Source organism: Streptomyces sp. LaBMicrA B280 (assembly GCF_049222185.1).
Classification (GTDB): Bacteria; Actinomycetota; Actinomycetes; order Streptomycetales; family Streptomycetaceae; genus Streptomyces; species Streptomyces murinus.
Genome location: NZ_JBMJCT010000003.1, coordinates 226,697 through 252,227 on the forward strand (window position 1 = coordinate 226,697; position 25,531 = coordinate 252,227).

Here is a 25,531-nt window from a genome sequence, read left to right on the forward strand (position 1 = left end):
TCCGTCAGCCGCTCACCACGCCGCCGGCCTCGCCCGTGGCCGCGCCCTTGGCCGACTTCGGGATCGGGCGGTCGTTCTTCAGCGCGTCCCACACCAGCCGGGCCTTCGACTTCTCCAGCAGCACGCGGTTGGGGTTGGCCGGGTCGTACTGGACGGGCATGGTGACCATCGTCATGTGCCGGGCGTCGATGCCCTTGAGGCCGTCGGCGAAGTCGACGAGGGAGTTGACCGAGCCGAGGTCGGAGTCGGTGGTGACGGCCTTGGTGGCGGTGTCTGCGAGGTCGTACAGCTTCTTGGGGTCGCTGAAGACGCCGACGTTCTTGACCTGGCCGAGCAGTGCCTTGACGAAGGCCTGCTGGAGCTGGATGCGGCCGAGGTCGGAGCCGTCGCCGACGCCGTGCCGGGTGCGGACCAGGCCGAGGGCCTGCTGTCCGTCCAGGGTGTGTGTGCCGGCCCTGAGGTCCAGGTGGCTCTGCGGGTCGGCGATGGCCCTGGTCGTGGTGACCGGGACGCCGCCGAGGTCGTCGATGAGCTTCTGGAAGCCCGCGAAGTCGACCTCCAGGTAGTGGTCCATGCGGATGCCGGTGAGGGCCTCGACGGACTTCACGGCGCAGGCCGCGCCGCCGGTGGAGTACGCCTCGTTGAACATCACGGCACTCGCGGCCGGGTGCGTCACGCCCTTGGTGTCGGTGCAGGCGGGGCGGTCCACCAGGGTGTCCCGGGGGATGGAGACCACGCTGGCCTTCTTGTGGCCCTCGTAGACGTGCACGATCATCGCGGTGTCGGAGCGGGCGCTGCCGTCGTCCGTGCCGCCGCCGAGCTTCTTGTTGGAGCCGGTGCGGGTGTCGGAGCCGAGAACCAGGATGTTCTCGGAGCCGTTGTCGATCTTCGTGGGCCGGTCCTTGCCGAGGACCTGGTTGATGTCGACGCTGTGCAGGTTGCCGTTGAGCTTGAAGTACAGGTATCCGGCTCCGGCGCCGCCGAGCACCAGCACGCCCGCGGCCGTCCAGGCCGTCGCGAGCAGGGCCTTGCGGCCGGTGCTGCGGGGCTTGCGGCGCCGTCCCCGGCCTCCTCGGCCGGGCTCCTGGGCGCCGGGCTGGGGTATCGGTTCCGGCATGCTCTCGGCGGACACGGCACTCCTAGGTCTCGTCGATCGGTTACCCCCTGCGGTCAGGGTCAGGCGCGGTCATCACCGCTCCATCGTCCCTCCGCGCGGTAGGACGGAGAAACTCGGGACAGCGTTGCACGACGCAGAGTGCCCACCGCGTGGGGCGATGGGCACTGTGTGTAGCGGGCTGGGCCGGGAGTACGGCGCTCACCTGGGGCTTTGTCGCCGGTTGTCGTATGTTTCCGACCGGGTGCGGAACGTGACCCTTGTGGCAAAGGTCTCGCTTCGTACACGACGAGAGGCCGCCCCCGGAGGGACGGCCTCTGTCAGCTGGTTCCGGAGACTCAGTCGCCGTTGCCGGGGGTCGGCGTCGTCTTCTGGATCTGCATCAGGAACTCGACGTTCGACTTGGTCTGCTTCATCTTGTCCAGCAGCAGCTCGATCGCCTGCTGCTGGTCCAGGGCGTGCAGCACCCGGCGCAGCTTCCAGACGATGCCCAGCTCCTCGGCGCCCAGCAGGATCTCTTCCTTACGGGTACCGGACGCGTCCACGTCCACCGCGGGGAAGATGCGCTTGTCGGCGAGCTTGCGGTCGAGCTTGAGCTCCATGTTGCCGGTGCCCTTGAACTCCTCGAAGATCACCTCGTCCATGCGGGAGCCGGTGTCCACGAGCGCCGTCGCCAGGATGGTGAGCGAGCCGCCGTCCTCGATGTTGCGCGCGGCGCCGAAGAAGCGCTTCGGCGGGTACAGCGCGGTCGAGTCGACACCACCGGACAGGATGCGGCCGGAGGCCGGCGCCGCCAGGTTGTAGGCGCGGCCCAGACGCGTGATGGAGTCGAGCAGCACGACCACGTCGTGGCCCAGCTCCACGAGGCGCTTGGCGCGCTCGATGGCCAGCTCGGCGACCGTGGTGTGGTCCTCGGCCGGGCGGTCGAAGGTCGAGGAGATGACCTCGCCCTTGACCGACCGCTGCATGTCGGTGACCTCTTCCGGACGCTCGTCGACCAGGACGACCATCAGGTGGCACTCGGGGTTGTTGTGCGTGATCGCGTTGGCGATCGCCTGCATGATCATGGTCTTGCCGGTCTTCGGCGGGGCCACGATCAGACCGCGCTGGCCCTTGCCGATCGGCGACACGAGGTCGATGATCCGGGTCGTCAGCACGCCCGGGTCCGTCTCCAGGCGGAGGCGGTCCTGCGGGTACAGCGGCGTCAGCTTGTTGAACTCCGGGCGGCCGCGGCCGTGTTCGGGCGCCATGCCGTTGACGGAGTCGAGGCGGACGAGCGCGTTGAACTTCTCGCGGCGCTCACCGTCCTTCGGCTGACGGACCGCACCGGTGAGGTGGTCACCCTTGCGCAGACCGTTCTTGCGGACCTGGGCGAGGGAGACGTACACGTCGTTCGGGCCCGGCAGGTAGCCGGAGGTCCGGATGAAGGCGTAGTTGTCGAGGATGTCCAGGATGCCCGCGACGGGGATCAGGACGTCGTCCTCGGCGACCTGCGGCTCGGCGATCTCGTCGCGGCCACGACGGCCACGACGGTCGCGGTAGCGACCGCGCCGGCCGCGGCGGCCGCCCTCGAAGTCGTCGTCGTCCTGCTGCTGCCGGTCCTGGCGGCCGCCCTGCTGGCCCTGCTGCTGACGCTGGCCGCCCTGCTGGTCGTCGCCCTTGTTACGGCGGTCGCCGCGGTCGCCGCGCTCGCCACGGTCACCGCGCTCGGTGCGGTCGCCCCGCTCACCGCGGTCACGGCCGCGCTCACGGCGGTCGCGGCGGCCACGGCCCTCACCGTCACCGGCGTCGTTCTTCGCGGACTCGCCCTGCTGCTGCGGCTGCTGGGCGGACGCGTCGGCCTTGGACTCGCTCTTCGCGTCGGTACGGGCCTCGGTCTTCGCCTCGGCGGCGGCCGTCTCGGCACCGCCTGCGGCGGGGCTGCCGGCCTCGGCGGTGGCACGACGACGACGGCGTTCGGCCGGCGCGTCCTCGCTGGCGGGCTGGCCGGGAATCTCGATCTGCTGCTGCGCCTTCTCGGCGGGCGCCTCGGACTTGGCGGCCTTCTGCGCGCCGTCCGCGCTCTCGCCGGTGCGGGCCTTGGAGGTGGCCCGGCGCTTCGGCTTGGTCTCGGTGGCGGCCTCGGCCTTGGGGGCACTGCCCTGGGCCTGCGCCTCCTTGATGACCTCGATCAGCTGGCTCTTGCGCATCCGCGCCGTGCCCCTGATACCGAGGCCCGAGGCGACCTGCTGCAGCTCGGCCAGCACCATGCCCTCAAGGCCGGTACCCCGGCGCCGCCGGGAGCCGGCACCGGTGGCAGGCGCGGAGGCGTCCGTGGCGGGCGCGGCAGCGGTCTCCTCGACACGTGCGCCCATCAGATCGGTGGTGTCGCTCACGAAGGGTCCTTCCCTGGAGCGGACGTCGGCCTGTCTGGCTCGGCGACCGGTTGTGCTGTCCGACTACGGTCCTGTCTTCGTGAACCGTGCCGGGGCGGTGGTCCGCCAACGCGGCGGAAGAGAAATGTGCGGTGACGGCGCTTCCGCGAGCCGTGACACCCGGTGTCACGTGGCGTGGAAGCACCTGTTCCGGAGCATGCCCTGCGGCCGGCTCAGTGCTCGCGGACGACGTACTGCCCAGGTACGGCGCGCGGAACACGGAGTGGCGTCGGGGGCTCCCGGAAGAATGTCTGTCCCGGACGGGGACACGTGGCACCTCGCCATGGTGGGGTCGGGTGCAGACTTGAGATTAACACTACCGGATCCAACAAACATTCCCCCTCTCCAAATCCGGCAACCGTGTGTCAGGGCGCAAGCGGCAGCACGCTCGCTCCCCGCATATCCAGGTCCAGCCGGTTGGCGGCCCAGCCCTCACCGGCGAGGTGGGAGACCTTGTCGGCGGTACCGGCGTCGGTCAGGGCCATGACGGTGGGTCCGGCACCGGAGATGACGGCCGGGATACCGTCCGCCCGCAGCCGTTCCACCAGTGCGGCGCTCTCCGGCATGGCCGGGGCGCGGTACTCCTGGTGGAGGCGGTCCTCGGTGGCGGGCAGCAGCAGTTCGGGGCGCCGGGTGAGGGCCTCGACGAGCAGGGCGGCACGGCCCGCGTTGGCGGCGGCGTCGACATGCGGCACGGCGCGCGGCAGCAGTCCGCGGGCGGTTTCCGTCAGGACCGGCTTTCCGGGCACGAAAACCACCGGAACGATGGAATCGTCGGGGTCCATTCTGATCGCGCGGGCCGCGCCGGATTCCATCCAGGACAAGGTGAATCCGCCGAGCAGGCAGGCGGCCACATTGTCGGGGTGACCCTCGATCTCGGTGGCCAGCGCCAGCAGGGCCGCGTCGTCCAGACGGGCCTCGCCGCCTATGGTCACGGCGCGGGCGGCCACGATGCCGGCGCAGATGGCGGCGGAGGAGGAGCCGAGCCCCCGGCCGTGCGGGATGCGGTTGGCGCAGACGATCTCCAGGCCCCGGGGCTGGCCGCCCAGCAGGTCGAAGGCGGTGCGCAGGGAGCGGACGAGGAGGTGGCGCTCGTCGCGCGGCAGGTTCTCGCTGCCCTCACCCGCGATGTCGATGTGCAGCCCGGAGTCGGCCACCCGGACGACGACGTCGTCGTAGAGCCCCAGCGCGAGGCCCAGGGCGTCGAAGCCCGGACCGAGATTGGCGCTGGTGGCGGGGGTGCGCACCCGGACGGCGGCGGCACGGAAGGCTGGACCGGCCATCGCTCGAAGACTCTCCTTGAGCTGCGTGACTGTCAAAGACATTCGATACGTACGTGGAGACCCTCGGCCGCGCAGACGGCGCGGCGTTGCCCCTATGCGCAGTGCATATGCAACGAGCGGGTTCGGTACAGCGTATCGAAGGAAGGTTCAGTAGCGACATAGGGCGCACAGGAGGCGCACGATGCGTGTCGTAAGCCCCTTGTGCACCCTGACAGGGCCTGACAGGGATCCGGAAGACCCCCTCAGGCCCTGTCGCTGTCGCTGTGCCTCAGGCGAGGCCGAGGCGCTCGGCCGCGGTGGCCGCGTCGACCGGGACGGTGACCGGCTGCGGCGCCCCGGCGACGGCCCAGTCGGGGTCCTTCAGGCCGTTGCCGGTGACGGTGCAGACGATGCGCTGGCCCGGGTCGACCTTGCCCTGTTCGGCGGCCTTGAGCAGACCGGCGACGGAGGCGGCGGAGGCGGGCTCCACGAAGACGCCCTCCTGCGCGGCCAACAGCCGGTAGGCGCGCAGGATTTCACGGTCCGTCACCTCGTCGATGGCGCCGCCGGACTCGTCCCGGGCCGCCAGGGCGTACTGCCAGGAGGCCGGGTTGCCGATCCGGATGGCGGTGGCGATGGTCGACGGGTCCTTGACGACCTCGCCGCGCACGATCGGGGCGCTGCCCGCGGCCTGGAACCCCCACATGCGGGGCGTCCGGGTGGCGATCTTGTCGGCGGCGTACTCCTGGTAGCCCTTCCAGTACGCCGTGATGTTGCCCGCGTTACCGACCGGCAGGACATGGATGTCGGGCGCGTCGCCGAGCATGTCCACGATCTCGAAGGCGGCCGTCTTCTGGCCCTCGATCCGCACCGGGTTGACCGAATTGACCAGCGCCACCGGGTAGTTCTCGCTCAGCGAGCGGGCGAGGGTGAGGCAGTCGTCGAAGTTTCCGTCGACCTGGAGGATCTTCGCGCCGTGCACCAGGGCCTGGCCCATCTTGCCGAGCGCGATCTTGCCCTGCGGCACGAGCACGGCCGAGACCATGCCGGCGCGCACGGCGTACGCCGCGGCGGAGGCGGAGGTGTTGCCGGTGGACGCGCAGATGACGGCCTTGGCCCCCTCCTCCTTCGCCTTGGAGATGGCCATCGTCATGCCGCGGTCCTTGAAGGACCCCGTGGGGTTCGCGCCCTCCACCTTGAGGTGGACCTCGCAGCCGGTGCGCTCGGAGAGCACCTGCGCGGGCACGAGGGGCGTGCCGCCCTCACGGAGCGTCACGACCGGCGTGGTGTCGGAAACCGGCAGCCGGTCCCGGTACTCCTCGATGATTCCGCGCCACTGGTGGGTCATTGCTCGTTACTCTCCTTCAACCCGCATGATGCTGGCGACACCCCGCACGGTGTCGAGCTTGCGCAGCGCCTCGACGGTGCCGGTCAGGGCGGCGTCGAACGCTCGGTGGGTGACGACGACGAGGGACGCCTCGCCGTCCTTGCCCGACTGCCGAACGGTGTCGATGGACACCCCGTGCTCGGCGAAGACCGTGGCGACCTGGGCGAGGACACCCGGTTTGTCGGCCACGTCCAGGCTGATGTGGTACCGCGTGACGACATCGCCCATCGGGGAGACCGGCAGCGCGGCGTACGCCGACTCGCCGGGCCCCTTGGTCCCGTTGAGCTTGTTGCGGCAGACGGCGACGAGGTCGCCGAGCACGGCGGAGGCGGTCGGCGAACCACCGGCGCCGGGGCCGTAGAACATCAGCTGGCCGGCCGCGTCGCTCTCCACGAAGACGGCGTTGTACGCGCCGCGCACGGAGGCGAGGGGGTGGCTCAGCGGAATCATGGCGGGGTGCACACGCGCCGTGACGGACGCCCCGTCCGCCGCCCGCTCGCAGATGGCGAGCAGCTTGATGGTGCAGCCCATCTCCTTGGCCGAGCGGAAGTCGGCGGCGGTGACCTCGGTCATCCCCTCGCGGTGGACATCGTCCAGGCGCACCCGCGTGTGGAAGGCGATACCGGCGAGGATGGCGGCCTTGGCGGCGGCGTCGAAGCCCTCGACGTCGGCGGTCGGGTCGGCCTCGGCGTACCCGAGCGCGGTGGCCTCGTCCAGGGCCTCCTGGTAACCGGCGCCCGTGGAGTCCATCTTGTCGAGGATGAAGTTGGTGGTGCCGTTGACGATGCCGAGCACCCGGTTGACCTTGTCACCGGCCAGCGACTCGCGCAGCGGCCGGATCAGCGGGATGGCTCCGGCGACGGCTGCCTCGTAGTAGAGGTCCCGGCCGTGCTCCTCGGCGGCGGCGTGCAGGGCGGCGCCGTCCTGGGCGAGCAGGGCCTTGTTCGCGGAGACGACGGAGGCGCCGTGCTCGAACGCGGTGGTGATCAGCGACCGCGCGGGCTCGATCCCGCCGATCACCTCGACGACGACGTCGATGTCCCCGCGTTTGACGAGCGCGGTGGCGTCCGTGGTGACCAGGGCCGGGTCGATGCCCTCGCGGACCTTGCTCGGGCGCCGTACGGCAACCCCGGCGAGCTCCACCGGGGCGCCGATCCTCTGGGCGAGGTCGTCGGCGTGCGTCGTCATGATGCGCGCCACCTCTGAGCCGACGACCCCACAGCCCAGCAGCGCCACCTTCAGCGGACGCGTACGCATCATCCGACCTCGTTTCCTCTTACCGTCTACGGTTGGACCAGTCTCACTCACCGGACGGGAGTTTCTACCCTTCGTCCGGATCCTGAGACGTTTATTTCATTTTCGCGGGGCCTGCGGACCGCAGATCTTCCGCCCCCCGTCGTGGGGGCTCATCCGACGTCGAGACGCAGGAGATCCTCCTCCGTCTCCCGGCGGACGATCACCCGGGCCTCGCCGTCGCGCACCGCGACGACGGGCGGCCGGAGCACATGGTTGTAGTTGCTGGCCATCGACCGGCAGTACGCCCCCGTGGCCGGTACGGCGATGAGGTCGCCCGGCGCGAGATCGGCGGGCAGGAACGCGTCCTTGACCACGATGTCCCCGCTCTCGCAGTGCTTGCCGACGACCCGGGCGAGCATCGGCTCGGCGTCGCTGGCCCGCGAGACGAGGGCGACGCTGTACTCGGCGTCGTACAGCGCGGTGCGGATGTTGTCGGACATGCCGCCGTCGACGGAGACGTACGTGCGCAGCCCCTCCAGCGGCTTCACGGTGCCGACCTCGTAGAGCGTGAACGCGGTCGGGCCGACGACGGCGCGCCCGGGCTCGACCGAGATCCGGGGCGTGCGCAGCCGCGCGGCCTCGCACTCGCGGCTGACGATCTCGCCGAGCGCCTTGGCGATCTCGTGCGGCTCGCGCGGGTCGTCGTCGCTGGTGTAGGCGATGCCGAGGCCGCCGCCGAGGTCGATCTCGGGCAGCTCGACGCCGTGCTCGTCCCGGACGTCCTTGAGCAGTCCGACGACGCGGTGGGCGGCGACCTCGAACCCGGACATGTCGAAGATCTGCGAGCCGATGTGGGAGTGGATCCCGGTCAGTTCGAGCCCGTCCAGGTGCAGTGCCCGCCGCACGGCCTCGGCGGCCTGCCCCCCGGCGAGCGGGATGCCGAACTTCTGGTCCTCGTGGGCGGTGGCGATGAACTCGTGGGTGTGGGCCTCGACGCCGACGGTGATCCGGATCTGGGCCTTCTGCCGCTTGCCCAGGGACTGGGCGATGTGGGCGACCCGCGCGATCTCCTGGAAGGAGTCCAGCACGATCCGCCCGACGCCGGCCTCCACGGCGCGGGTGATCTCCGCGACGGACTTGTTGTTCCCGTGGAAGGCGATGCGCTCGGGGTCCATCCCGGCGGAGAGCGCCGTCGCGAGCTCGCCCCCGGAGCAGACGTCGAGATTCAGCCCTTCCTCCTCCAGCCACCGCACGACGGCACGCGAGAGGAACGCCTTCCCCGCGTAGAACACATCGGCGTCGGCTCCGAAGGCGGTGCGCCAGGCGCGCGCCCGCGCCCGGAAGTCGGCTTCGTCCATGATGTACGCGGGCGTGCCGAACTCCTCGGCGAGCCGGGTCACGGGGACCCCGCCGACGGTGACGACGCCGTCCTCGCCGCGGCCGACGGTCTGCGCCCAGACCTTGTGGTCGAGCACGTTGAGGTCGGCGGGCGGCGCGGAGTAGTGCCCCTCGGACAGGACATCGGCGTGACGGGGCCCGGCGGGATGGGCGGAACGGCTCATGACGGTGGCTCTCAGACTCTCTGTCTCTCTCCGGGGGACATCTGCTCTCGGTCCCTCAGAGATGTTCGGGTGCGTCGATGCCGAGCAGGGACAGGCCGCCGGCCAGCACCGTCCCGGCCGCTTCGGCAAGCGCGAGCCGGGCCCGGTGGGCGGCCGAGGGTTTCTCCTCGCCGATCGGAAGCACACAGGTCAGAAAGGGCAGCAGGGCATCCGCGACGGTGACGAGATGCCGGGCCAGCCGGTCCGGGGCGCGGTGGGTGGCGGCCGCGGTGAGGATGCGGGGGTAGTCGGACAGGGGGGTGTGGAGGGCGGGGGCTTGGAGGGCCGGGGCCTGGGAGGCGGGGGCTTGGAGGGCGGGGGTGACCGCGGTGTCGGCCCCGGCGGTGTTCAGGGGGCCCGGCTCGGCGGTGAAGCCCAGACGGGCGGCGCCCCGGCCGAGGGACCGGACGCGGGCATGGGCGTATCGCACCCGGAACAGCGGATTGCCCTCCCGCTGGACGAGATGGTCGGCGGTGACGCGGGGCCGGTCGTGCGGGGCGGGGTGGAGCAGCGCCCACCGGGCGGCGTCGGGCCCGAGCGGCGCGGGGTCCTCGGGAGCGGGCACGGGCCGCAGATCGGCGGGCTCACCATGCTCCACGGTGGCCCGCCCGCCCTGCGTGGCGACGATCCGTACGAGGGCGTCGGCGACGACCTCGGCCCGCACCTCGTACGGCACCCGCAGCGCGAGCACCTGCCCGGCGAGGGCGTCACCATGGCCGTACCGCTGCCCCTGCCCGCGGATCTCCCGGACGAGGTCCTGGAGCGGATCGGCCCGCCGGTCGAGCCGGAAGTTGAGGAATCCCGGGCCGGTGACGACGACGTCCTCGATGCCGTCCGCCGCGATGAGCCGGGGCCGCAGGATCTCGGCGACGGCGAGCGGCGGCTTCCCGGCCGCGCGGGCGAGCTGGAGCGCGACATTGGTCGCGTACTCCCCGCATCCCCCGGCCCCGGGCTCACCCACCACGACCCGCTCGGGCACGACGACACTGAGCTGTCCCTCGTCAACAGCACAACGCACCGCGTGCAACACGGTGCGGGAGAGCTCGACGGGGGTCACGGGACAAGGGTAGGGGAGGAGGGGGGTGGAAAGGCGAGCCGGTTTCCCTGGTGAGACGGGGACGCCGGCTTACCGCGCCGCCTCCGAGCCGGGAATCCAGGAATCGGCCCGGCCAAGCCGTGTCAGATCCGCCCGGCTCAGCCGATGGAAACCCCGCCGGCCACCCCGTCCGCGAGCCCGTCGTCGTCATCGTCACCGCTGCCGTCCCCGCCGCTTCCCCCGTCTCCGCCGCCCACTCCCCCACGCCCGGCGCGGCCCTGGATCAGCTGCTTGACGAGGCGCACCAGCTCGGCGGGTTCGAAGGGCTTGGAGAGGAAGGCGTCGACACCGACATCGAGGCCGGTCTCGACCTCGTACTGGGTGCAGGCGCTGATGATGGCGAGGGGCAGATGGTGCGTACGGGGATCGGCACGGAGCCTGGCAGCGGTCCGCAGCCCGTCCAGCCGAGGCATGACGACATCGAGCGTCACGAGATCGGGCCGCACCTGGTGGACCACGTCCAGACACTCGGCACCATCGGCCGCGGTCACGACCTCAAGCCCTTCCAGCTCGAGATTGACCCTGATCAGCTGCCGGATGACCTTGTTGTCGTCAACAACAAGCACCCGGCCCGAAGCGCCCGGCACAACTCGAGAGTAGGACCGCCCGAGCCACCGCGTCCGGGTTTTCCCCACTTCCACCCCGTACAGGGGACCCCTCCGGCAAACGGGTTCCTGATCACCCCACCGGACCTGCTAATGTTCTACCCGTCGCCGCGAGCACAACGCTCCGCAACCGACACGCCCCCGTAGCTCAGGGGATAGAGCAACGGCCTCCGGAGCCGTGTGCGCAGGTTCGAATCCTGCCGGGGGCACCTTGGTTTGGTGCCCAAAGACCCCGTCATCAGCGGAAACGCTGAGGTCGGGGTCTTGGCGTTTGTGGGGGTGCGTACGAGTGACTGTCGTCGTGTAGACCCGAGCTGTTCGTATCGACCCACGGATACACCAGTGCCCTCCCGGGCCGTCCTAGGGGCGGGGAAGGGCGCTCACTGATGGCTGGCGGAGAATGTGCGGGGTCAGGATCCGCTCGTTTCCTTGGCCTCCAGCGCATCGGCGACGGCCGCGAACTCTTCCAGGGCAGCGGTGAGGTCTTCGATGATTTCGCGGGCGATGACGTCGGGGGCAGCCAGGTTGTCGAGGTCCTCAAGAGACTCGTCCCGAAGCCAGGTGATGTCCAGGTTGACCTTGTCACGGGCGATCAGGTGATCGTAGGTGAACGACTTGAATCGCTCAGACTCCACACGTTCCTCGCGAGGCCGACCCGGCTTGACCGACTGGACAAAGTCCTCCAGGTGCTCGCGGGTCAGTGGGTTCTTCTTGAGTGTGAAGCGCTTGTTGGTTCGCAGGTCGTACACCCACGTCGTGGTCGTCCACGGAGTCTCGCTGGCCGGCTTCTTGTCGAAGAACAGCACGTTCGCCTTCACGCCCTGGGCGTAGAACACCCCGGTGGGCAGGCGCAGGACGGTGTGCAGGTCGAAGTCGTCAAGCAGACGCCGGCGCAGCGCCTCGCCCGCCCCGCCCTCGAACAACACGTTGTCCGGCAGCACCACCGCGGCTCTGCCGTTGATGTCCAGGATCGTCATGATGTGCTGGAGGAAGTTGAGCTGCTTGTTACTCGTGGTGACCACGAAGTCATTGCGCTCGATCTCCCGGTCCTCACGGGCGTCCTTGCCGTCGGCGCCCACCATCGTGATCGAGGACTTCGTGCCGAAAGGCGGGTTGGCCAACACGACCGACCACCGCTTCCCCGGATCGTCGATCAGGGCATCCTTGACCTCGATCAGCGACTGGCCCTTCGCATCACCCATGCCATGCAGCAGCAAGTTCATGGCAGCCAGGCGCGCGGTACCGTCCACGATTTCCACGCCGTGCACGAACGACGCCTTCAAGTGCTGGCGCTGCTCGGGATTCATGTGCGCGGCGTCCTTGGAGGCGTACTCATGGGCACCCAGCAGGAACCCACCCGTGCCGCAGGCCGGGTCGACCACCGTGTCCTTCACCGTGGGCTGCACGACTTCGACCATCGCGGAGATGATCGACCGCGGGGTGAAGTACTGGCCCGCCCCCGACCCCTTGTCGCTGGCGCCTTTGGACAGAAGGGACTCGTAGGCGTCGCCATTGATGTCGCCGCCGCCCGACCAGGTTTCCTTGTTGATCAGGTCGTGGATCAGCCGCTTGAGGATCGCCGGATCCTGCACCCGGTTCTGGGCCTTGCGGAAGATCGTGCCCAGCATGCCCGGCTGGCGGCCCAACCCCTGCAGGATCAGCGTGTACTGGGTCTCCAGGGCCGCGCCCTCAGCGTCCAGCAGGCGCTGCCAGGAGTACTTCTCGGGGACAACCTGTTCAGGTTTGAGCGACCGACGGGCACGCTCGTGCGCCATCTTCAGGAACAGCAGGTATGTCAACTGCTCGGTGTACTCCAACACGCCCACCCCGGCGTCCCGCAGTACTCCCGCGTACGTCCACAGCTTGTCGACCAGTCGGCGAGTGTCCGACACGTTGGTTCCTTCCCTGCCCAAGGCGTACGCCCTGCAAGATAAGTAGATTTCCAGGCCGGTCAGCTAGTGCTGCCGGACTCCCAGAGGGCGTAGGTGATGTTGTCCTCGGTGACCCATTGGGTCCGCCCGTTCATGGACACCCGTCCCGTGATGACCGCTCCCGCGGCTGAGGGCGAGCCGAATACGACATCACGGGTCAGACGCGCGGCCCCGTCCGGACCAACGGCGATCGAACCGTCCGTGACCAGGTCACGATGCTGGCTCTGCCGGACCTTGTACTGCCTGGCTGACGAAGCCTTGTAGCCGGAGCGGTCCGGCATCTCCGCAACCGCCTCCGAGCCGGCCAAAACCGTGAACTCCCCATCGATGACCTGGGCCTGAGCACCGGGCATCTGAACCAGGTGGAACACTGGGGAGACCTCCACCTCAGGCTCGGGCTCGGGCTCGGCGACCGGTAGCGGGTTGCCAGACACAGCAGCCATGGCCTGTGCGACGGAGGGAGAACCGGCGGCCGAGCGCGTAGCCCTGCCCCGAAGCACATCGACGCCTAGCACCGGCAGCAAGATCTCCAGCTGCCGGACGAACTCCTCCATGTCCGAGGCATCCGCCTCGGGGAGGTCCGCACCGCCGGTGGGTTCGTTGCCGTTCTCCAGCGGTACCCGGCCGATCGCTTTGGCCATGCCAATCAGCTTCGACTCCAGCCAGCGCACGTGCGCACTGGTCAGGTTGGAGTCCTTCGAGGTGATGACCACGACCTCCGACCAGAAGTCCTTGTTCTGGTCGTGCGTGCTCAGCCGCTTGGCCACGTTGTCCGACTGCCCGATGTACGCCTTGGTCCTCCCGGTCTCCTCGTCTTCACCCAGCAAAATGTAAACGCCGGTCTTCTGCGCCTCCCTGCGCCCCCGGATACGCAGCAGGTCCTTACGAGCCCCTTTGAGGAGCTGCCCGGTCCACGTCATGATCTCCGCAGTCGTCAGACCACCGGCCTTGCCATCGACGAGAAACAAACGCACCTGCTTGCCCGCCATCAGACCAGCAGACCTTCAGGAGCCCAAGCCTCGACGATGTCAGCGGCGATCTCTTCGACCTGCTCGACATCGGAAGCCGCACCAGTCAAACGACCGGAGAACGCGGCGGCCAGGAGCGAACGACGCAACGACGTTGCTTTGCGCCGAGCCACCGCGATCTCCGCTTCGAGCTGCTTGACCGCGGTCAGCTTGGTGTCGGCAGTCTCGATGATCCGCAGCTGTTCTTCCAATGGTGGCACCGGGAACTCGATCTTCTTCAGCCTAGTCGCAGACAGATGAGCGATATTTGTCGTGATCCGGGATTCGCGGGCGAAGCGCCCAGCATGCATGTGGCGGCGGAACACCAGAAGTGCGAACTCGGGCAATACGCCTTCGCGAGCCTTGAAGCGTAGCAGGCTATTGGTGAAAGCAACTTTCTCTGGGATGCCTCGGTAGATGGCTGGACGGCCCAGCCATTCGGGGCTCTGTCCCTCGTTGAGCAGAACGTCACCGGGGTGCAGGCGAAAGCGCTCGAAAGTCTCTTCAGGCCAGTGCATCTCCATCAAGGAGCTGATGTCGATACGGTCCTCGAAAACGTTGGCAACACGAAGGTAGGGCCTCATGTTCGGGCCTGAATGCCAATCGGGGCGGCGCTGGCGACCCAGCTCGACCAAGCCTGCCTCCCCCACGGTTGACGACTCCCAGTGCGATGGGTAGTCCTTCACGTCGGGGACGAGGTCAAACAGCACAGATTTCGCTAGTGCTCGGGCGCGACGACTGCATGCGTCAAGGTAGCCAACGCCCGCATCGAGGCGGGAAAGGTAGCCCTCCAGCACTCTAAGGATGCGCTTCTGTTCAAGCAGTGGCGGGATCGGAATCCTCACCTTGTGCCGGAACCTGTCGAGGCTGACCTTCTGGTGAGCCACACCAGACGTAATGACCGAGATTTGCGCCCTCACATCCGGCGAGTGCATGGCGTGAGCGACATAACGGGCGTCGAAGCCAAGCGCGGGGCGCAGCCTGATGCAGTCGGCTGTGATGACTGCTGGTCCCGCACCGCTGTAGACGGCCGCGTCGCCAGGAGGGGCACCCATTTTGGTGATCAGAACGTCTCCGGGCGTCGCATGGTAGGCCTTGAGTTCCTCTGCCTTCTCTGGCGACACAAACGTACGAGGCTTGGAAAAGTCTCCGCCGCGGATGTCACGGACAAAGACCAGAGGGATCCCCTCGGACCGGTAGTCGACCGTCTTAAGGTTGCTTCCAAAAGGTCCGATCACAAGAGCCTGGCGTGACTCACCGGCGATTTCATGGGGGGTGAGCATGCGCCAACCGGCGGGCAGGTCGGTCACGCAGTCAGCTCCTCGTTCAAGGCCTCCAGAAGGGTGCCGGCCTGGTCGCCCAGGTCGCGCACGGCACCGTCGATGCCGCCGCGCTCGTCGAACGGGGCACCGTCGAGCTGATCGACGTCGATCCCGGCCGAGGAGGCGATCACGTCCGCCATGTTGTCCAGCCACCACTTCTGTGTCTCAGTGAAGACGCTGCCGGCCTGCTCCTGCTGCCGTAGCCAGCCCTGGTACCGCTCGTCAACCCTGTCCGCGTACGGAACCAGCTCGTCGTCACCCATAAGGGTAAAGCGAAGCAGCGACACCAGGTCCGTGACCTGCGCCTTGGTGTTCGGGCGGACCCGCCCCTTCTCCACGAGCTGGTACGCCTCCCACAGCCGCTGCGGGGTCCACTGGTGCGGCGGGCGGGCGATCCGGTCAGCCAGTTCCTTGATCTGGGCGAAGGTGCTGCCGGCAGGCTTGGTACCGGCTTCCTCAGCTTGCTGCAGAACCTGGATCGCGGAGATCTCGCTGCGGTGCTCCTCCAGGTAGGCGCGCCAGTCCGTGACCATCTCGCGGGCCTTGTCCTCGGCGCCGATGCCGTAGGCCTCAAGCAGGGTGTCGGGGTTGGTGTCGTCGATGATCTGATCGTGCTGGCGGCGCAGCTCCATGATGCGCCTACGCAGCTCGGGGTTGGCCGCCAGCGGGGTGATGGCCTTCTCGATCAGGTCGTCGATCACTTGTCGAGGGTCTGCGCCTTCGCCGGCAGCGCTGATGGCTTCGGCCTGCTGCTCGGGGTCGCAGACTTCGACCAGCTCCTTGACGATCTTCTTGAGGGGTTGGCCGGCGACCTTGTCGAGTTCGGCCCGTTCGGCTGGGGTGACTTGGAGCTCCAAGGCTGCCAGACGGGAGGCCAGAGTTGCGGTCTCGCTCTCGGTGATGGTGAGGCTTGCGGCTTTATCCAGGAGCTTTTCCAGGCTAATGCCCTTCTTCCGCATCAGCGGTGGCTCCACGAAGTCGTGTTCAGTGACGCCGATGGCGTCGACAATGACGAACCTCGTCTTCTCCTGTGCGGCCGGGCTCGTCCGGGAGTCCGGCGTGACAGCCTGGAAGTCGGGCTTGGGCATCGTGCGCGCCCCGCGCCCCTTCATCTGCTCGAAGTACTGCGCCGAGCGGACGTCGCGCATGAAGAACACGCATTCCAGCGGTTTGACATCGGTGCCGGTGGCGATCATATCCACCGTGACCGCGATCCGCAGACTCGCGGAGGTGCGGAATGCCTGCAGGTGGCCTTCGGGGTCTTTGGCCTGGTAGGTGATTTTTGCGGCGAAGTCATTGCCCTTGCCGAAGACCTGCCGCACCTGGGTGACGACCTCCTCGGCGTGTGCGTCGTCCTTGCAGAAGATCAGCGTCTTGGGGACTGCGGTGCGGCCGGGGAAGATCTCGGTGAACAACCGGTCACGGAAGGTCTGCAGGACGGTGCGGATCTGGTTGGGGTTCTGTACGGCCCGATCCAGCTGGCTCTTCTTGTATTCGACGTCCTCGTCGATGGCCTCGATGCGCTGAATTCGGGTGCGGCGATCGACTTTGGGCACGAACGTGCCGGCCTCGATCTTCGCACCGTTCTCCGATATCTCCGTCTTGATGCGGTAGATGTCGAAGTCCACGTTCACGCAGTCGGCCACCGACTCGGTGTACGTGTATTGCGAGACGAGGTTCTGGCGGAAGAACGCGAACGTCTGCTTGCCCGGTGTGGCCGTCAGTCCCAGGATGTGGGCGTCGAAGTACTCCAGCACGCCCTTCCACACCCCGTAGATGGAGCGGTGCGCCTCGTCCACGATCACCAGGTCGAACGACTCCGGCGGCATGTCCCTGTTGTAGGCGATCTCCACCGGAGCCTCCGGTACGAAGCTGTCCAGCGCCGCGTCGTCGCCCTCAGGGACGTCATTGCCGCGCAGCACGGAGTAGACGCGCTGGATCGTAGAGATCACCACGTTCGAGGACTCCAGCATGCCCAGACCGGTCAGGCGCTGGACCGAGTACAGCTCGGTGAACTTCCGGCCATCGTCCGGGGTCTCGTAATTGCTGAATTCAGCAGCGGTTTGCTTGCCCAGGTTGTTGCGGTCCACCAGGAACAGCACACGCTTGAACCCCGCATGCTTGAGGAGCCGGTAGGAGAGAGTCACGGCGGTGTGTGTCTTGCCCGCGCCGGTGGCCATCTGAATGAGCGACCGGTCTGCACGCTGGGCCGCCAGGGATGCCTCGGTCCCAAAGATCGCTTCGGTCTGCGCGCGCCGGAGCCGTTCCTGGCTCAGCGGCGGCATGCGCCGCACCTTTGCCCGCCAGGTCGGATAGTTCGGATCGTCCTGTGCCTCCCGGACTATCCGCGCGAGGGTGGCCGGCTTGGGAAAGTTGAAGACCCTCCGGGCACGCGGCTCAGGGTCGTAGCCGTTGGTGAAATGAGTCTCCGACCCGGAGGCCTCGAACACGAATGGAATGCGGTCACCCACCGTGTGTGCGCGCTTGCGATGCTCCGGCGGCAATCCAGTGGCGTACATCGACGACTGCCACTCCACACCTGACAGCGTCGTGCCCTGGGGTTTGGCTTCGATGACCCCGACAACCTTCTTTTCCACGTACAGCAGGTAGTCGACCCGGCCGTGGCCCGGCGCCATGACGACCTCGCGTACCGCGACGCCGTTCACGCCGGGCTCGCCCTCGAACAGGTTCATCGCCTTGCGGTCCTGTACCGCCCAACCTGCGGCAGCTAGCTGTTGGTCGATAATTGCACGAGCGCGGGCCTCCGCCGGGAGACGGGAATCGCGATCATTACTGTTCATCGCTTCCTCAGGGTCGGTATCGGGAACGTTGCCAACTCAGCGACTGAATCCAGAGTCCGTCTCCGCCAGCGTGAAGGCACTCCGCTGCGATGTGCCGGTTCTCGCCACGGCCCCCATCCCCCGTCGGGAAGCACCTGACCGCCACCGAAGAGGTCTCCACGCCGACGATGTCGGGATATTACAACAACTGACCTTTGAACGAGCGCCCTTCACACTTCGAGGGCTTGGTGCCTGAAGACCCCCGCCATCAGCGGAAGCGCTGAGGTCGGGGGCCTGGCTGAACGGGTACGTCGCGCACGGCTCACCGGCCGAGGCGTTGGAGCCTTTTGGCCTCGGCCTTGGCTTGCAGTGTGAGTGCCTTTGGTGAGTCACCGTAGTACCACCACGTGTACCAAGTGATCGCGGCGAAGAGGGCGGTCCAGCCAGCCAGCCATGGGAGCAGCCCGGTCAGAGAAGCGCCCCGGCCCAGTTGCAACGCGGTCAGAACAAAGACCATCGCGGTCCCTCTCGCGGCGGCCATCAGGGTGCGCTTCGAACGATTCGACATGCCGCGCACCTTAACAGCAGACGGCCTAACGAGCCTTGGCAATCTGGTAGTTCAGGCCTGCGAAAAGGACGAATGTATCGAAAAGCCGGACAGGGAATTCCTTCTGCTGTGTGCAGTGAACTCCACGAAGTGTCAGGCCGTCTTTGGTGTTGTCGTGTCCAAGTGGACCGCCACCGTGGTGTAGAAGCGGTGGACCGCGTCGTTGACGCTGCGGATGAAGCCGGATTCCGCGTTGCCGCGGGTGCTGCCCATGTTTTTGAGGAGGGAGAGGCGGAAGCCTTTGATTTGGGTGGCGTTGGACTTGGGGAGCATGTCGGCCGGTTCGGGGCGGAGGCGTTCGAGGGTTCCTCGGGGGCCGGCTGTCGGGCCGTCGAGGAGGGTCTCGATATGGAGGTCCGCCGGCGCGTCGGCCAGGCGTCGGACGAGGCGCTTCGCCCATGACAGGGGGTATCCCTGTTCGGGTGCGGGGATCTCTATGGAGGTGCGCAACCTGCCGGTCCGCAGGTCGGCGCTGATCGCCAGGACGCCGGGTGCTCCCTCGATGCGCAGCTCGGCCTGGAGCTTGCCGTCGAGGCAGAGCTGGTCGGCGAGGCGATCTCGTCGTACCTTCGGGTCGTCTCCGCGTCTGGCGCGTTGGACGGGCAGGACTTTCTGGCCCAGTTCGCCGCCCAGCCGGAGGCAGACCTGGCGGATGAGCCGCTCCCAGCTCTCCACCACCTCCAGGGCGCGCGGGTCGCCCTGGCAGAGGGTCTCGTCGTCGATCCCGTTGCGTACCGGGACCCAGGCCGGGCCCATGTTCTGGAAGCCGTGGCAGCCGGAGTTCTCGTGCCGCAAGTAGTGCAGCAGTTCCTGGAGGAGCCAGGCGTGCGCCGCGTTGCCGACGCCCTCGTGCCGGATTAACACCTGGGCCTGGTGCGCGACTTCCGCCCAGGAGAGGTGCCAGAGAGCCACCTTGTGCTTGCGCCGTCCGTCGATCTTCACCTCGACAAGCGGGCTGCCCTCCAGGGCGACGTCGTTCGACAGAGTGATCACGGCTTCGTAGCCGCGGCGCGCGGCGATGTCCATATAGGCCTGCACCTGTTCGGACTTGAGCGCGTTGCCGTTGGTCTTCGTCTCGACCAGTGCCGTCCACAGCTTGCCGGCCCGCTCGACACGGATCACTCCGTCGGGGCGGCGCGGGCTGTCGCCGTGCGGGAGGGTCACCTCGGTGAAGGTCTCCATCCGGCCGGCCGGCGATCCGAACGCCGCGGTGAGCCTCCTGCCGAACTCCGGCACCTGTGCCATCACCGACAGCAGCACCGAGGTCGCCCGCGTCTCACGGTCCCGGTCGCTCTTGAGCGCCGACACCGGAAAGAGTCTGGCCTCTCTCCACGACTCGTTCTCCGCCAGCGTCTTCTTCGCCGCCCTGGGCAGGGTGACCCTCTTCTTGGCGGTACGGGGTCGTCTGGTCGGCGTCCTCGGCTCGGTCTCGTCGGCGGGTCTACGAGGAGCGGGCACGGCGGCCAGGGTTGCGGGTGGCGTCGGCAGATCGGTCGGTGCCGGTGCCGGTGCCGTCGTGCTCGGCTGATCGTCGATGCCGCCGTTGTCCTGCGATTCCGCTGCCGCCGCGTCGTCCTCGATGTCCACGCCGAAGTCCGTGGCCAGTCCGGCGAGGCCGGTTTCGTAGCCCTGGCCGACGGCGCGGAACTTCCAGTCGCCCGCGCGCCGGTACAGCTCGCCGAAGATGATCGCGCTCACGGAACCGGCGTCGTCGACGGCGAAGCGGAGGAGTTCCTCACCGCTCCCGTCCGCCAACGACAGCCGCACGCCTTCCAGTTCTCCGAAGCGAGCGCCTTCGTAACGGCTGGCGGCCACGACCATGCGGTCGACCTCGGGCGGGACCGCGGTCAGGTCGAAGCTGATCCGGTCCTCGCTGCCGTCCGCCGCCGGGGCCTTGCCCAGGAGCTGCACGCTTCCGTCAGCGGCGACCGGGTTGTTGTAGAAGCAGAAGTCCGTGTCGCTGCGGACCTTGCCGTTCCCGTCCAGCAGCAGGACCGATACGTCGGCGTCCCCTTCGCCGGTCGGGCTTCCCCAGCCCAGACGGACGATCACCGAATCGGCGTTCTCGCTCAGGGCCGAGAGGGACACATTCGAGCCCATGACCATTTCGCGCACAAATCCCCCAAAGCGATGCGATCCGAGCACGAGAGCGCCCACATCCCAGCTGCCTGACGCGTAGCGCTACGTAACCAGCCACGCGGAGATGACTGTAGTGCCCACCAGAGTGCTCTTGCAGGAGTCGTGCGGAATTTGTGCAGCATTCATGGAGGTGATCTTGAAGGGCCGCCGTGCGGTCAGTAGTACTCGCGCATGATGGTGGTGGCCCAGTCGGGCTGGGTGGTGTTGCCCTGGGGGCCGAACTCGGTCATGTAGGGCTTGATGTCGAGGACGGGGGTGCCGTCGACGGCGTCCAGGCCCTGGACGTGGAGGTCGAGGCCGTCGGTCTTGATCAGGCGGCAGCGGGAGACGCCGAGCCGGTTGGGGCGGTTCTTGCCGCGCTGGGCGAAGATGCCGACGCGCGGCCAGTCGGTGTTGCCGCGCGGGTGGCGGGCCCCGGTCTCGATCTTCTCCACCGGTACGCGGTCGAAGTGGAAGACGACCTCCAGATGGGAGAAGGAGTCCAGGCCGGCGACCGCCTCCGGGCCGTACCGGTCGGAGTCCAGGCGGATGATCGCCGTTTCCCCGCCCCAGTCGTCATCACGGACCTCCGCCCGCCCGCCGACCACGTGGCCCACCGGAACCAACGCCACCTCGGCGGAAGTGCTGTTCTCGGGCATGGGTAGCGCCTTTCGTTCAAAGGGTCGACATGTCAAGAGTCGATACGTCAAAGGGACGACACGTCAAGCGAGTTGTTCACCGTATCGACCAGCCGCGGCGTGGTGAACTCGGCCTCGGCGTGGGTGATGCCGTGGTGGAGCCGAGAGCCCGTACCGCCGCCTGGGCCGGCCGTTCGACGCGCGCCTGCGCATCCCGCCGGTATCCGCCGCCTGCCACGTCCGGGGGGCAGCTCACTTGTTCGTCAACCGGCGTCCGGCCATTCCTCGGGCGGCTGTTCCGGCTCGGCCGCGTTCCGTCGTTCCGGACGCCGCGCGTTCTCGCCCCGCAGGTCGGTCAGCCACGGCCACAGGTCCGGCAGGGACCGGTTCGGGCAGGCGAGGCGGTGTTCGATGCGGCACCGCTGGAATTGATCCGGTGGGCAGACGCCGTAGACGGTCACCCGTCCGTCGGACAGCTCGATCCATCGGTGCCCCGCCGGTACCTCGTGGGCCAGTGGCCTCCGGTCCGGTTCCAGCATGACCCACTCGTGTCCGAGCGTCGCCACCCGTTCCTGCGGCAGACCGCAGCGCGAGCAGCGTGATCGCCCGCCGCCGAGCCGACGCGGAGTCCCCTCCGAAGCCCCCATAGGACGAGGGTCGGCACCCTGACGTCCTCGGCGCAGGGCCCTCGTCGGACGGGACGCGTGCGGCGGGCCTGGCCCGAGGAGGCGAGGGGCGGCCCGGGGGGTGTGTCCGGCAACCGGTGCCCGAGGGGCCACGGCCGAGACCCGCCGCTGAGGGCCGACGGGCGGTGCCGGGAGACGTGGCGCGGCCGTCCCCGGTTCAGCGCTCCCCCACCAACCAGCCGGCCGGTCCTTGACCAACGACCCGTGTGCGGCCGGCCCCGGTTTCAGTACCCCCTGCGCCCCCGACCCCCCACCCCCCTCCCGCACGAGGCTCGTACTGCCAGTGCGGGTTGCAGGGTCAGGTGGTGGACCGGGAGGGGGTGGGGGGAGCGGAGGCGGGAGGTGAGGAGTTCGATTCCCTTGCGGCCCAGGGCGCGTTTCGGTGGGGCGACGGCGGTCAGGGGGACGCTGGCCAGGGCGGCGACCTCGTCGTCGTAGGAGATGATCGCCAGGTCCTGGGGGACGCGGATGCCGCGCTGCGCGGCCAGTTGGAGCAGGACGATGGCCTCCGCGTCGCCGTGGGCGAGGACGGCGGTGGCGCCGTGGGCGCGGAGGTCGTCGAGGGCCTCGTCGATGCGCTGCTCGGTGTGGGGGGAGGTCTCGCGCTGCGGGACCAGGTGGACCGGGGTGTCCTGGTCGAGGCCCAGGGCGCGCAGGGCGTGGGTGTGGCCGAGGCGGACGGCGGGGGCCGTGGGGCCCAGGTCCTTGACCATGAGGGCGATCCGGCGGTGCCCGAGGCGTGCCAGGTGTTCCACGGCCAGCCGGGCGCCGGCCTGGTGGTCGGTGACCACGTGGTCCAGGCGGTCGACCAGGGTGGTGGAGCGCAGTTCGCGTTCCACCAGGACCACCGGGATCTTCAGCTCGCGCAGCCGTTCCTCGAAGCGGGTGTGGCGGGAGTTCTCCAGGGTCGGCGGGGCCAGCAGAAGGCCGTCGACGCCGTCGTCCAGGTGACGGCGGATGGCGACCAGGTCCTGTTCGGGCTGGTAGTCGGAGAAGGCGAGGGTGAGTTCGGCGTTCAGTTCCGTCGCCGCCTCGCGGGCTCCCTCCAGCACCTCGCGGAAATAGGGGCCGTTGGGCAGGAGCAGGCCCAATCGCAGGGTGTCCGGGGCGCGTTCGGGCTCGGGGCCGGTGGTCGCGGCCCTGCGGTCCAGGGCGACGCCGCCGTGGAACCGCCGTACCAGACCCTCGCGTTCCAGGGCCTCGACATCGCGTCGCACCGTGACGTCGGAGACCCCCAGCAGGCCCACGAGGTCGCTGATCCGTGCCGAGCCGTGCTCCCGCAGATGGGCGAGGAGCAGGTCGTGCCGGTCCGGAGAGAGCATCACGCGTCACATTTCCCTTGGCGCTGGCATGGAAGGGGTTCCGAACTGTTGGGAACGGAAGAAACCTAGCGCGCGGAAGGGGAGTTGGGCAGCCCCCGGCGACCCGGTGAAGAGGGAAAGGCGGCTGCGGTCGCGGGTGATCGAAAGGGGGAATAAGGGGCCAAGGGGAAGAGAATGGGATAGCGAAAGGCTTCGGGTGCTTCCGAGTGGTTCCAGGTGCGCACAAGCTCATTGACGGGTTACGGACCTGACCGGATGCTGAAGCCGCATCGGACGGCGGAGGTCCCTGCGGCATCCCGCCGTGTTCGGCGGCGCCCTCGATGCCCCGCCTCGTCCCTGGAAGGAGGCCCCTGTGTCCCTGGTCGGCCAGCGGCCCGGCAGTACACCGGCCGAGCGACCCGACGCACCCCCCGAAGCGCCCACCGCGCCGACCCGGCACACGGTGTCCCGGTGGCAGCGGGTGCGGCGGGACCGGGTGCCGCTGCTCATGATGGTGCCGGGCGTGCTGTACTTCGTGATCTTCCAGTACGGCGCCCTCGCCATGAACGTGATCGCCTTCCAGCACTACATCCCGTTCCTGGGGATGAGCCACAGTCCCTGGGCCGGGATCTCCAACTTCCAGACGCTGTTCGGAGATCCGGGGTTCTGGCGGGCCGTGTGGCACACGGTGAGCCTCGCCCTGTTCCAGCTGGTGTTCTTCATCCCGGTGCCGCTCGCGGTGGCGCTGCTGCTGCACAGCGTGCTGAGCGGGCCGGTGCGCAAGTTCGTGCAGTCGGTGGTGTTCCTGCCGCACTTCGTCTCCTGGGTCGTGGCCATCGCCCTGATCCAGCAGATGGTGGGCCCCACCGGCGTGCTGACCGGTCTGCTGTCCGGCGGCGGCGACCACATGGCGAATCTGTTCACCGACCCCTCGCTGTTCCAGCCGATGATGGTCGCCGAGCTGATCTGGAAGGACTGCGGCTGGGCCACGGTGATCTTCACCGCCGCCCTCTTCCAGGTGGACGAGCAGCTCTACGAGTCGGCCGCCATCGACGGCGCCGGGCCCTGGCGCCGCTTCTGGCATGTCACCCTGCCCGGCGTACGGCCGGTCGTGGTGCTCGTGCTGATCATGCGGCTCGGTTCCGTCTTCAGTGTCGGATTCGACCAAGTGCTGCTCCAGCGCGACTCGTTCGGGCAGCGGGTCTCCGAAGTGATCGACACGTACGTCTATTACCACGCCACCGTCAACGGCGACTGGTCCGTCGCCGCGGCCGCGGGACTGTTCAAGGGTGTCGTCGCCCTGGTCCTGGTGGTCGCCGCGAACAAGGTCGCCCACCGGCTCGGCGAGCAGGGGGTCTATCGATGAGCCCGGACACCGGGGCCGAGACCCGCCGTGCGAGGTGCGGCCGTACGAAGGACCGCCGGATGAAGGGCGGTCGTATGAAGGACGGTCGGATGAAGGGCAGTCGTACGAAGGGCGGTCGTACGAAGGCTCGGCGGCCGGCCTGGCAGGAGGAGCCGAGGGCCCTCACCACGGTCGGCAAGGTGCTGGCGATCGTGCTGATCACGGCGGCCGTGGTGGCGCCCTTCTGGGTGGTGCTCGCCACCAGCCTCAGCTCCAGCCGCCAGGTCACGGCGGACGGCGGCTACTCGCTGTGGCCGCGGGAGTTCTCGCCGCACGCCTTCCACCAGATCCTCACCGGCTCCACCGCGGGCCACGCCCTGGTGGTGTCGCTGCTGCTGGTGGTGGTCGGTACGGCGGTGTCGCTGGCCGCGACCGTCCTGCTGGCGTACGCCCTGGCCCGGCCCGGGGTGATCGGGGGCGGCTGGGTGCTGAAGATGACGCTGATCGCCTTCCTGTTCCCGCCCGGGATCATCCCCGCCTACCTGGTCGTCAACAACCTCGGGCTGATCGACGACTACTCCTCGCTGGTGCTGCCCGTCGTCATCGACGTGTTCAACCTGGTGGTGCTGCGCGGCTTCTTCCAGGGGCTGCCCGGCGAGCTGTTCGAGGCGGCCCGCCTGGACGGCGCCGGTGAGTTCACCATCCTGTGGCGGATCGTGCTGCCGCTGTCCAAGTCGGTGATCGCGGTGGTCGGGTTCTTCTACGGCGTCACCTACTGGAACGACTTCTTCCGGGCCCTGTTCTACCTCAACGACCCCGGCCGCTGGCCGCTCAGCACCCTGCTGCGGCTGCTGGTCACCCAGGGGGTCACCGCGGACGCGAACGGCACCACCGCGAGCGCCCTCCAGGACACCTCCCGGACCACGCTGATGGCCACCATCGTCCTCGCGGTCGTCCCCGTCCTGGTCGTCTACCCCTTCGTCCAGCGGTTCTTCACCAAGGGCGTGCTCACCGGCGCGGTCAAGTCCTGACCCGCGCCGACCGGTTCCGCTCTGCCCCGCCCCCTGAACACACGCGTCCG

At 68.5% G+C, this 25,531-nt stretch carries 19 protein-coding genes and 1 tRNA gene; 3 read left to right on the plus strand and 17 right to left on the minus strand.

Features of this window, described 5'->3' with window-relative positions:
- Positions 1 to 4: 4 nt before the first annotated feature.
- From ACLF5H_RS03430 to ACLF5H_RS03465, 8 genes are all read right to left on the minus strand, one after another.
- Positions 5 to 1,132 (minus strand): LCP family protein, encoded by a 1,128-nt coding sequence (locus tag ACLF5H_RS03430; RefSeq protein WP_421674585.1) that lies wholly within the window; start codon positions 1,130 to 1,132, stop codon positions 5 to 7.
- A gap of 320 nt (positions 1,133 to 1,452) precedes the next feature.
- The gene (gene rho, locus ACLF5H_RS03435; RefSeq protein ID WP_421674586.1) at positions 1,453 to 3,489 is read right to left on the minus strand and encodes a transcription termination factor Rho; all 2,037 of its coding nucleotides are present in this window, start codon (positions 3,487 to 3,489) and stop codon (positions 1,453 to 1,455) included.
- A gap of 404 nt (positions 3,490 to 3,893) precedes the next feature.
- Positions 3,894 to 4,811 (minus strand): homoserine kinase, encoded by a 918-nt coding sequence (gene thrB / locus ACLF5H_RS03440; protein WP_421674587.1) that lies wholly within the window; start codon positions 4,809 to 4,811, stop codon positions 3,894 to 3,896.
- 268 nt (positions 4,812 to 5,079) lie between these two features.
- Positions 5,080 to 6,138: a threonine synthase gene (gene thrC, locus ACLF5H_RS03445; RefSeq protein ID WP_085566567.1), complete on the minus strand. Its 1,059-nt coding sequence runs from the start codon at positions 6,136 to 6,138 to the stop codon at positions 5,080 to 5,082.
- 6 nt (positions 6,139 to 6,144) lie between these two features.
- Complete coding sequence (locus tag ACLF5H_RS03450; RefSeq protein ID WP_421674608.1) at positions 6,145 to 7,434, minus strand: homoserine dehydrogenase; 1,290 nt, start codon at positions 7,432 to 7,434, stop codon at positions 6,145 to 6,147.
- Between the two features lie 149 nt (positions 7,435 to 7,583).
- Complete coding sequence (gene lysA / locus ACLF5H_RS03455) at positions 7,584 to 8,975, minus strand: diaminopimelate decarboxylase (RefSeq protein ID WP_421674588.1); 1,392 nt, start codon at positions 8,973 to 8,975, stop codon at positions 7,584 to 7,586.
- A 55-nt stretch (positions 8,976 to 9,030) separates the two neighbouring features.
- Positions 9,031 to 10,071: an ArgS-related anticodon-binding protein NrtL gene (gene nrtL / locus ACLF5H_RS03460; protein WP_421674589.1), complete on the minus strand. Its 1,041-nt coding sequence runs from the start codon at positions 10,069 to 10,071 to the stop codon at positions 9,031 to 9,033.
- 137 nt (positions 10,072 to 10,208) lie between these two features.
- The gene (locus ACLF5H_RS03465; protein ID WP_421674609.1) at positions 10,209 to 10,745 is read right to left on the minus strand and encodes a response regulator; all 537 of its coding nucleotides are present in this window, start codon (positions 10,743 to 10,745) and stop codon (positions 10,209 to 10,211) included.
- Between the two features lie 107 nt (positions 10,746 to 10,852).
- On the opposite strand from ACLF5H_RS03465, the gene ACLF5H_RS03470 reads away from it, so the two are divergent.
- A tRNA-Arg gene (locus tag ACLF5H_RS03470) sits at positions 10,853 to 10,924 on the plus strand.
- A gap of 201 nt (positions 10,925 to 11,125) precedes the next feature.
- Here the strand turns inward: ACLF5H_RS03470 and ACLF5H_RS03475 are convergent.
- The 9 genes from ACLF5H_RS03475 to ACLF5H_RS03515 all read right to left on the minus strand — a co-directional run bounded on the left by ACLF5H_RS03475 (position 11,126) and on the right by ACLF5H_RS03515 (position 23,126).
- On the minus strand, positions 11,126 to 12,607 hold the full coding sequence (locus ACLF5H_RS03475) for an N-6 DNA methylase (protein WP_421674590.1): 1,482 nt from the start codon (positions 12,605 to 12,607) through the stop codon (positions 11,126 to 11,128).
- A gap of 59 nt (positions 12,608 to 12,666) precedes the next feature.
- Positions 12,667 to 13,635: a GIY-YIG nuclease family protein gene (locus ACLF5H_RS03480; protein WP_421674591.1), complete on the minus strand. Its 969-nt coding sequence runs from the start codon at positions 13,633 to 13,635 to the stop codon at positions 12,667 to 12,669.
- Positions 13,635 to 14,963: a restriction endonuclease subunit S gene (locus ACLF5H_RS03485; RefSeq protein ID WP_421674592.1), complete on the minus strand. Its 1,329-nt coding sequence runs from the start codon at positions 14,961 to 14,963 to the stop codon at positions 13,635 to 13,637. The genes ACLF5H_RS03480 and ACLF5H_RS03485 overlap by 1 nt, the downstream gene beginning before the upstream one ends.
- Positions 14,960 to 17,776, minus strand: coding sequence for a type I restriction-modification enzyme R subunit C-terminal domain-containing protein (locus tag ACLF5H_RS03490; protein WP_421674593.1), 2,817 nt, complete (start codon positions 17,774 to 17,776; stop codon positions 14,960 to 14,962). The genes ACLF5H_RS03485 and ACLF5H_RS03490 overlap by 4 nt, the downstream gene beginning before the upstream one ends.
- 301 nt (positions 17,777 to 18,077) lie before the next feature.
- Positions 18,078 to 18,323 carry a hypothetical protein gene (locus ACLF5H_RS03495; RefSeq protein ID WP_421674594.1) on the minus strand — a complete coding sequence of 82 codons (246 nt, stop codon included), beginning with the start codon at positions 18,321 to 18,323 and terminating at the stop codon, positions 18,078 to 18,080.
- A 132-nt stretch (positions 18,324 to 18,455) separates the two neighbouring features.
- Positions 18,456 to 20,468, minus strand: a complete 2,013-nt coding sequence (locus ACLF5H_RS03500) for a TerD family protein (RefSeq protein WP_421674595.1) — start codon at positions 20,466 to 20,468, stop codon at positions 18,456 to 18,458.
- 188 nt (positions 20,469 to 20,656) lie between these two features.
- Positions 20,657 to 21,139 carry an SAM-dependent methyltransferase gene (locus tag ACLF5H_RS03505; protein WP_421674596.1) on the minus strand — a complete coding sequence of 161 codons (483 nt, stop codon included), beginning with the start codon at positions 21,137 to 21,139 and terminating at the stop codon, positions 20,657 to 20,659.
- Between the two features lie 242 nt (positions 21,140 to 21,381).
- Positions 21,382 to 21,765: a DUF6083 domain-containing protein gene (locus ACLF5H_RS03510; protein WP_421674597.1), complete on the minus strand. Its 384-nt coding sequence runs from the start codon at positions 21,763 to 21,765 to the stop codon at positions 21,382 to 21,384.
- A gap of 263 nt (positions 21,766 to 22,028) precedes the next feature.
- Positions 22,029 to 23,126: a substrate-binding domain-containing protein gene (locus ACLF5H_RS03515; protein WP_421674598.1), complete on the minus strand. Its 1,098-nt coding sequence runs from the start codon at positions 23,124 to 23,126 to the stop codon at positions 22,029 to 22,031.
- A 490-nt stretch (positions 23,127 to 23,616) separates the two neighbouring features.
- Here ACLF5H_RS03515 and ACLF5H_RS03520 point away from each other — a divergent pair, with 490 nt between their 5' ends.
- Both ACLF5H_RS03520 and ACLF5H_RS03525 read left to right on the plus strand, forming a co-directional pair.
- Positions 23,617 to 24,471 carry an ABC transporter permease gene (locus ACLF5H_RS03520; protein ID WP_421674610.1) on the plus strand — a complete coding sequence of 285 codons (855 nt, stop codon included), beginning with the start codon at positions 23,617 to 23,619 and terminating at the stop codon, positions 24,469 to 24,471.
- A gap of 89 nt (positions 24,472 to 24,560) precedes the next feature.
- Positions 24,561 to 25,481: a carbohydrate ABC transporter permease gene (locus ACLF5H_RS03525; RefSeq protein WP_421674599.1), complete on the plus strand. Its 921-nt coding sequence runs from the start codon at positions 24,561 to 24,563 to the stop codon at positions 25,479 to 25,481.
- The last annotated feature ends 50 nt before the right edge of the window (positions 25,482 to 25,531 follow it).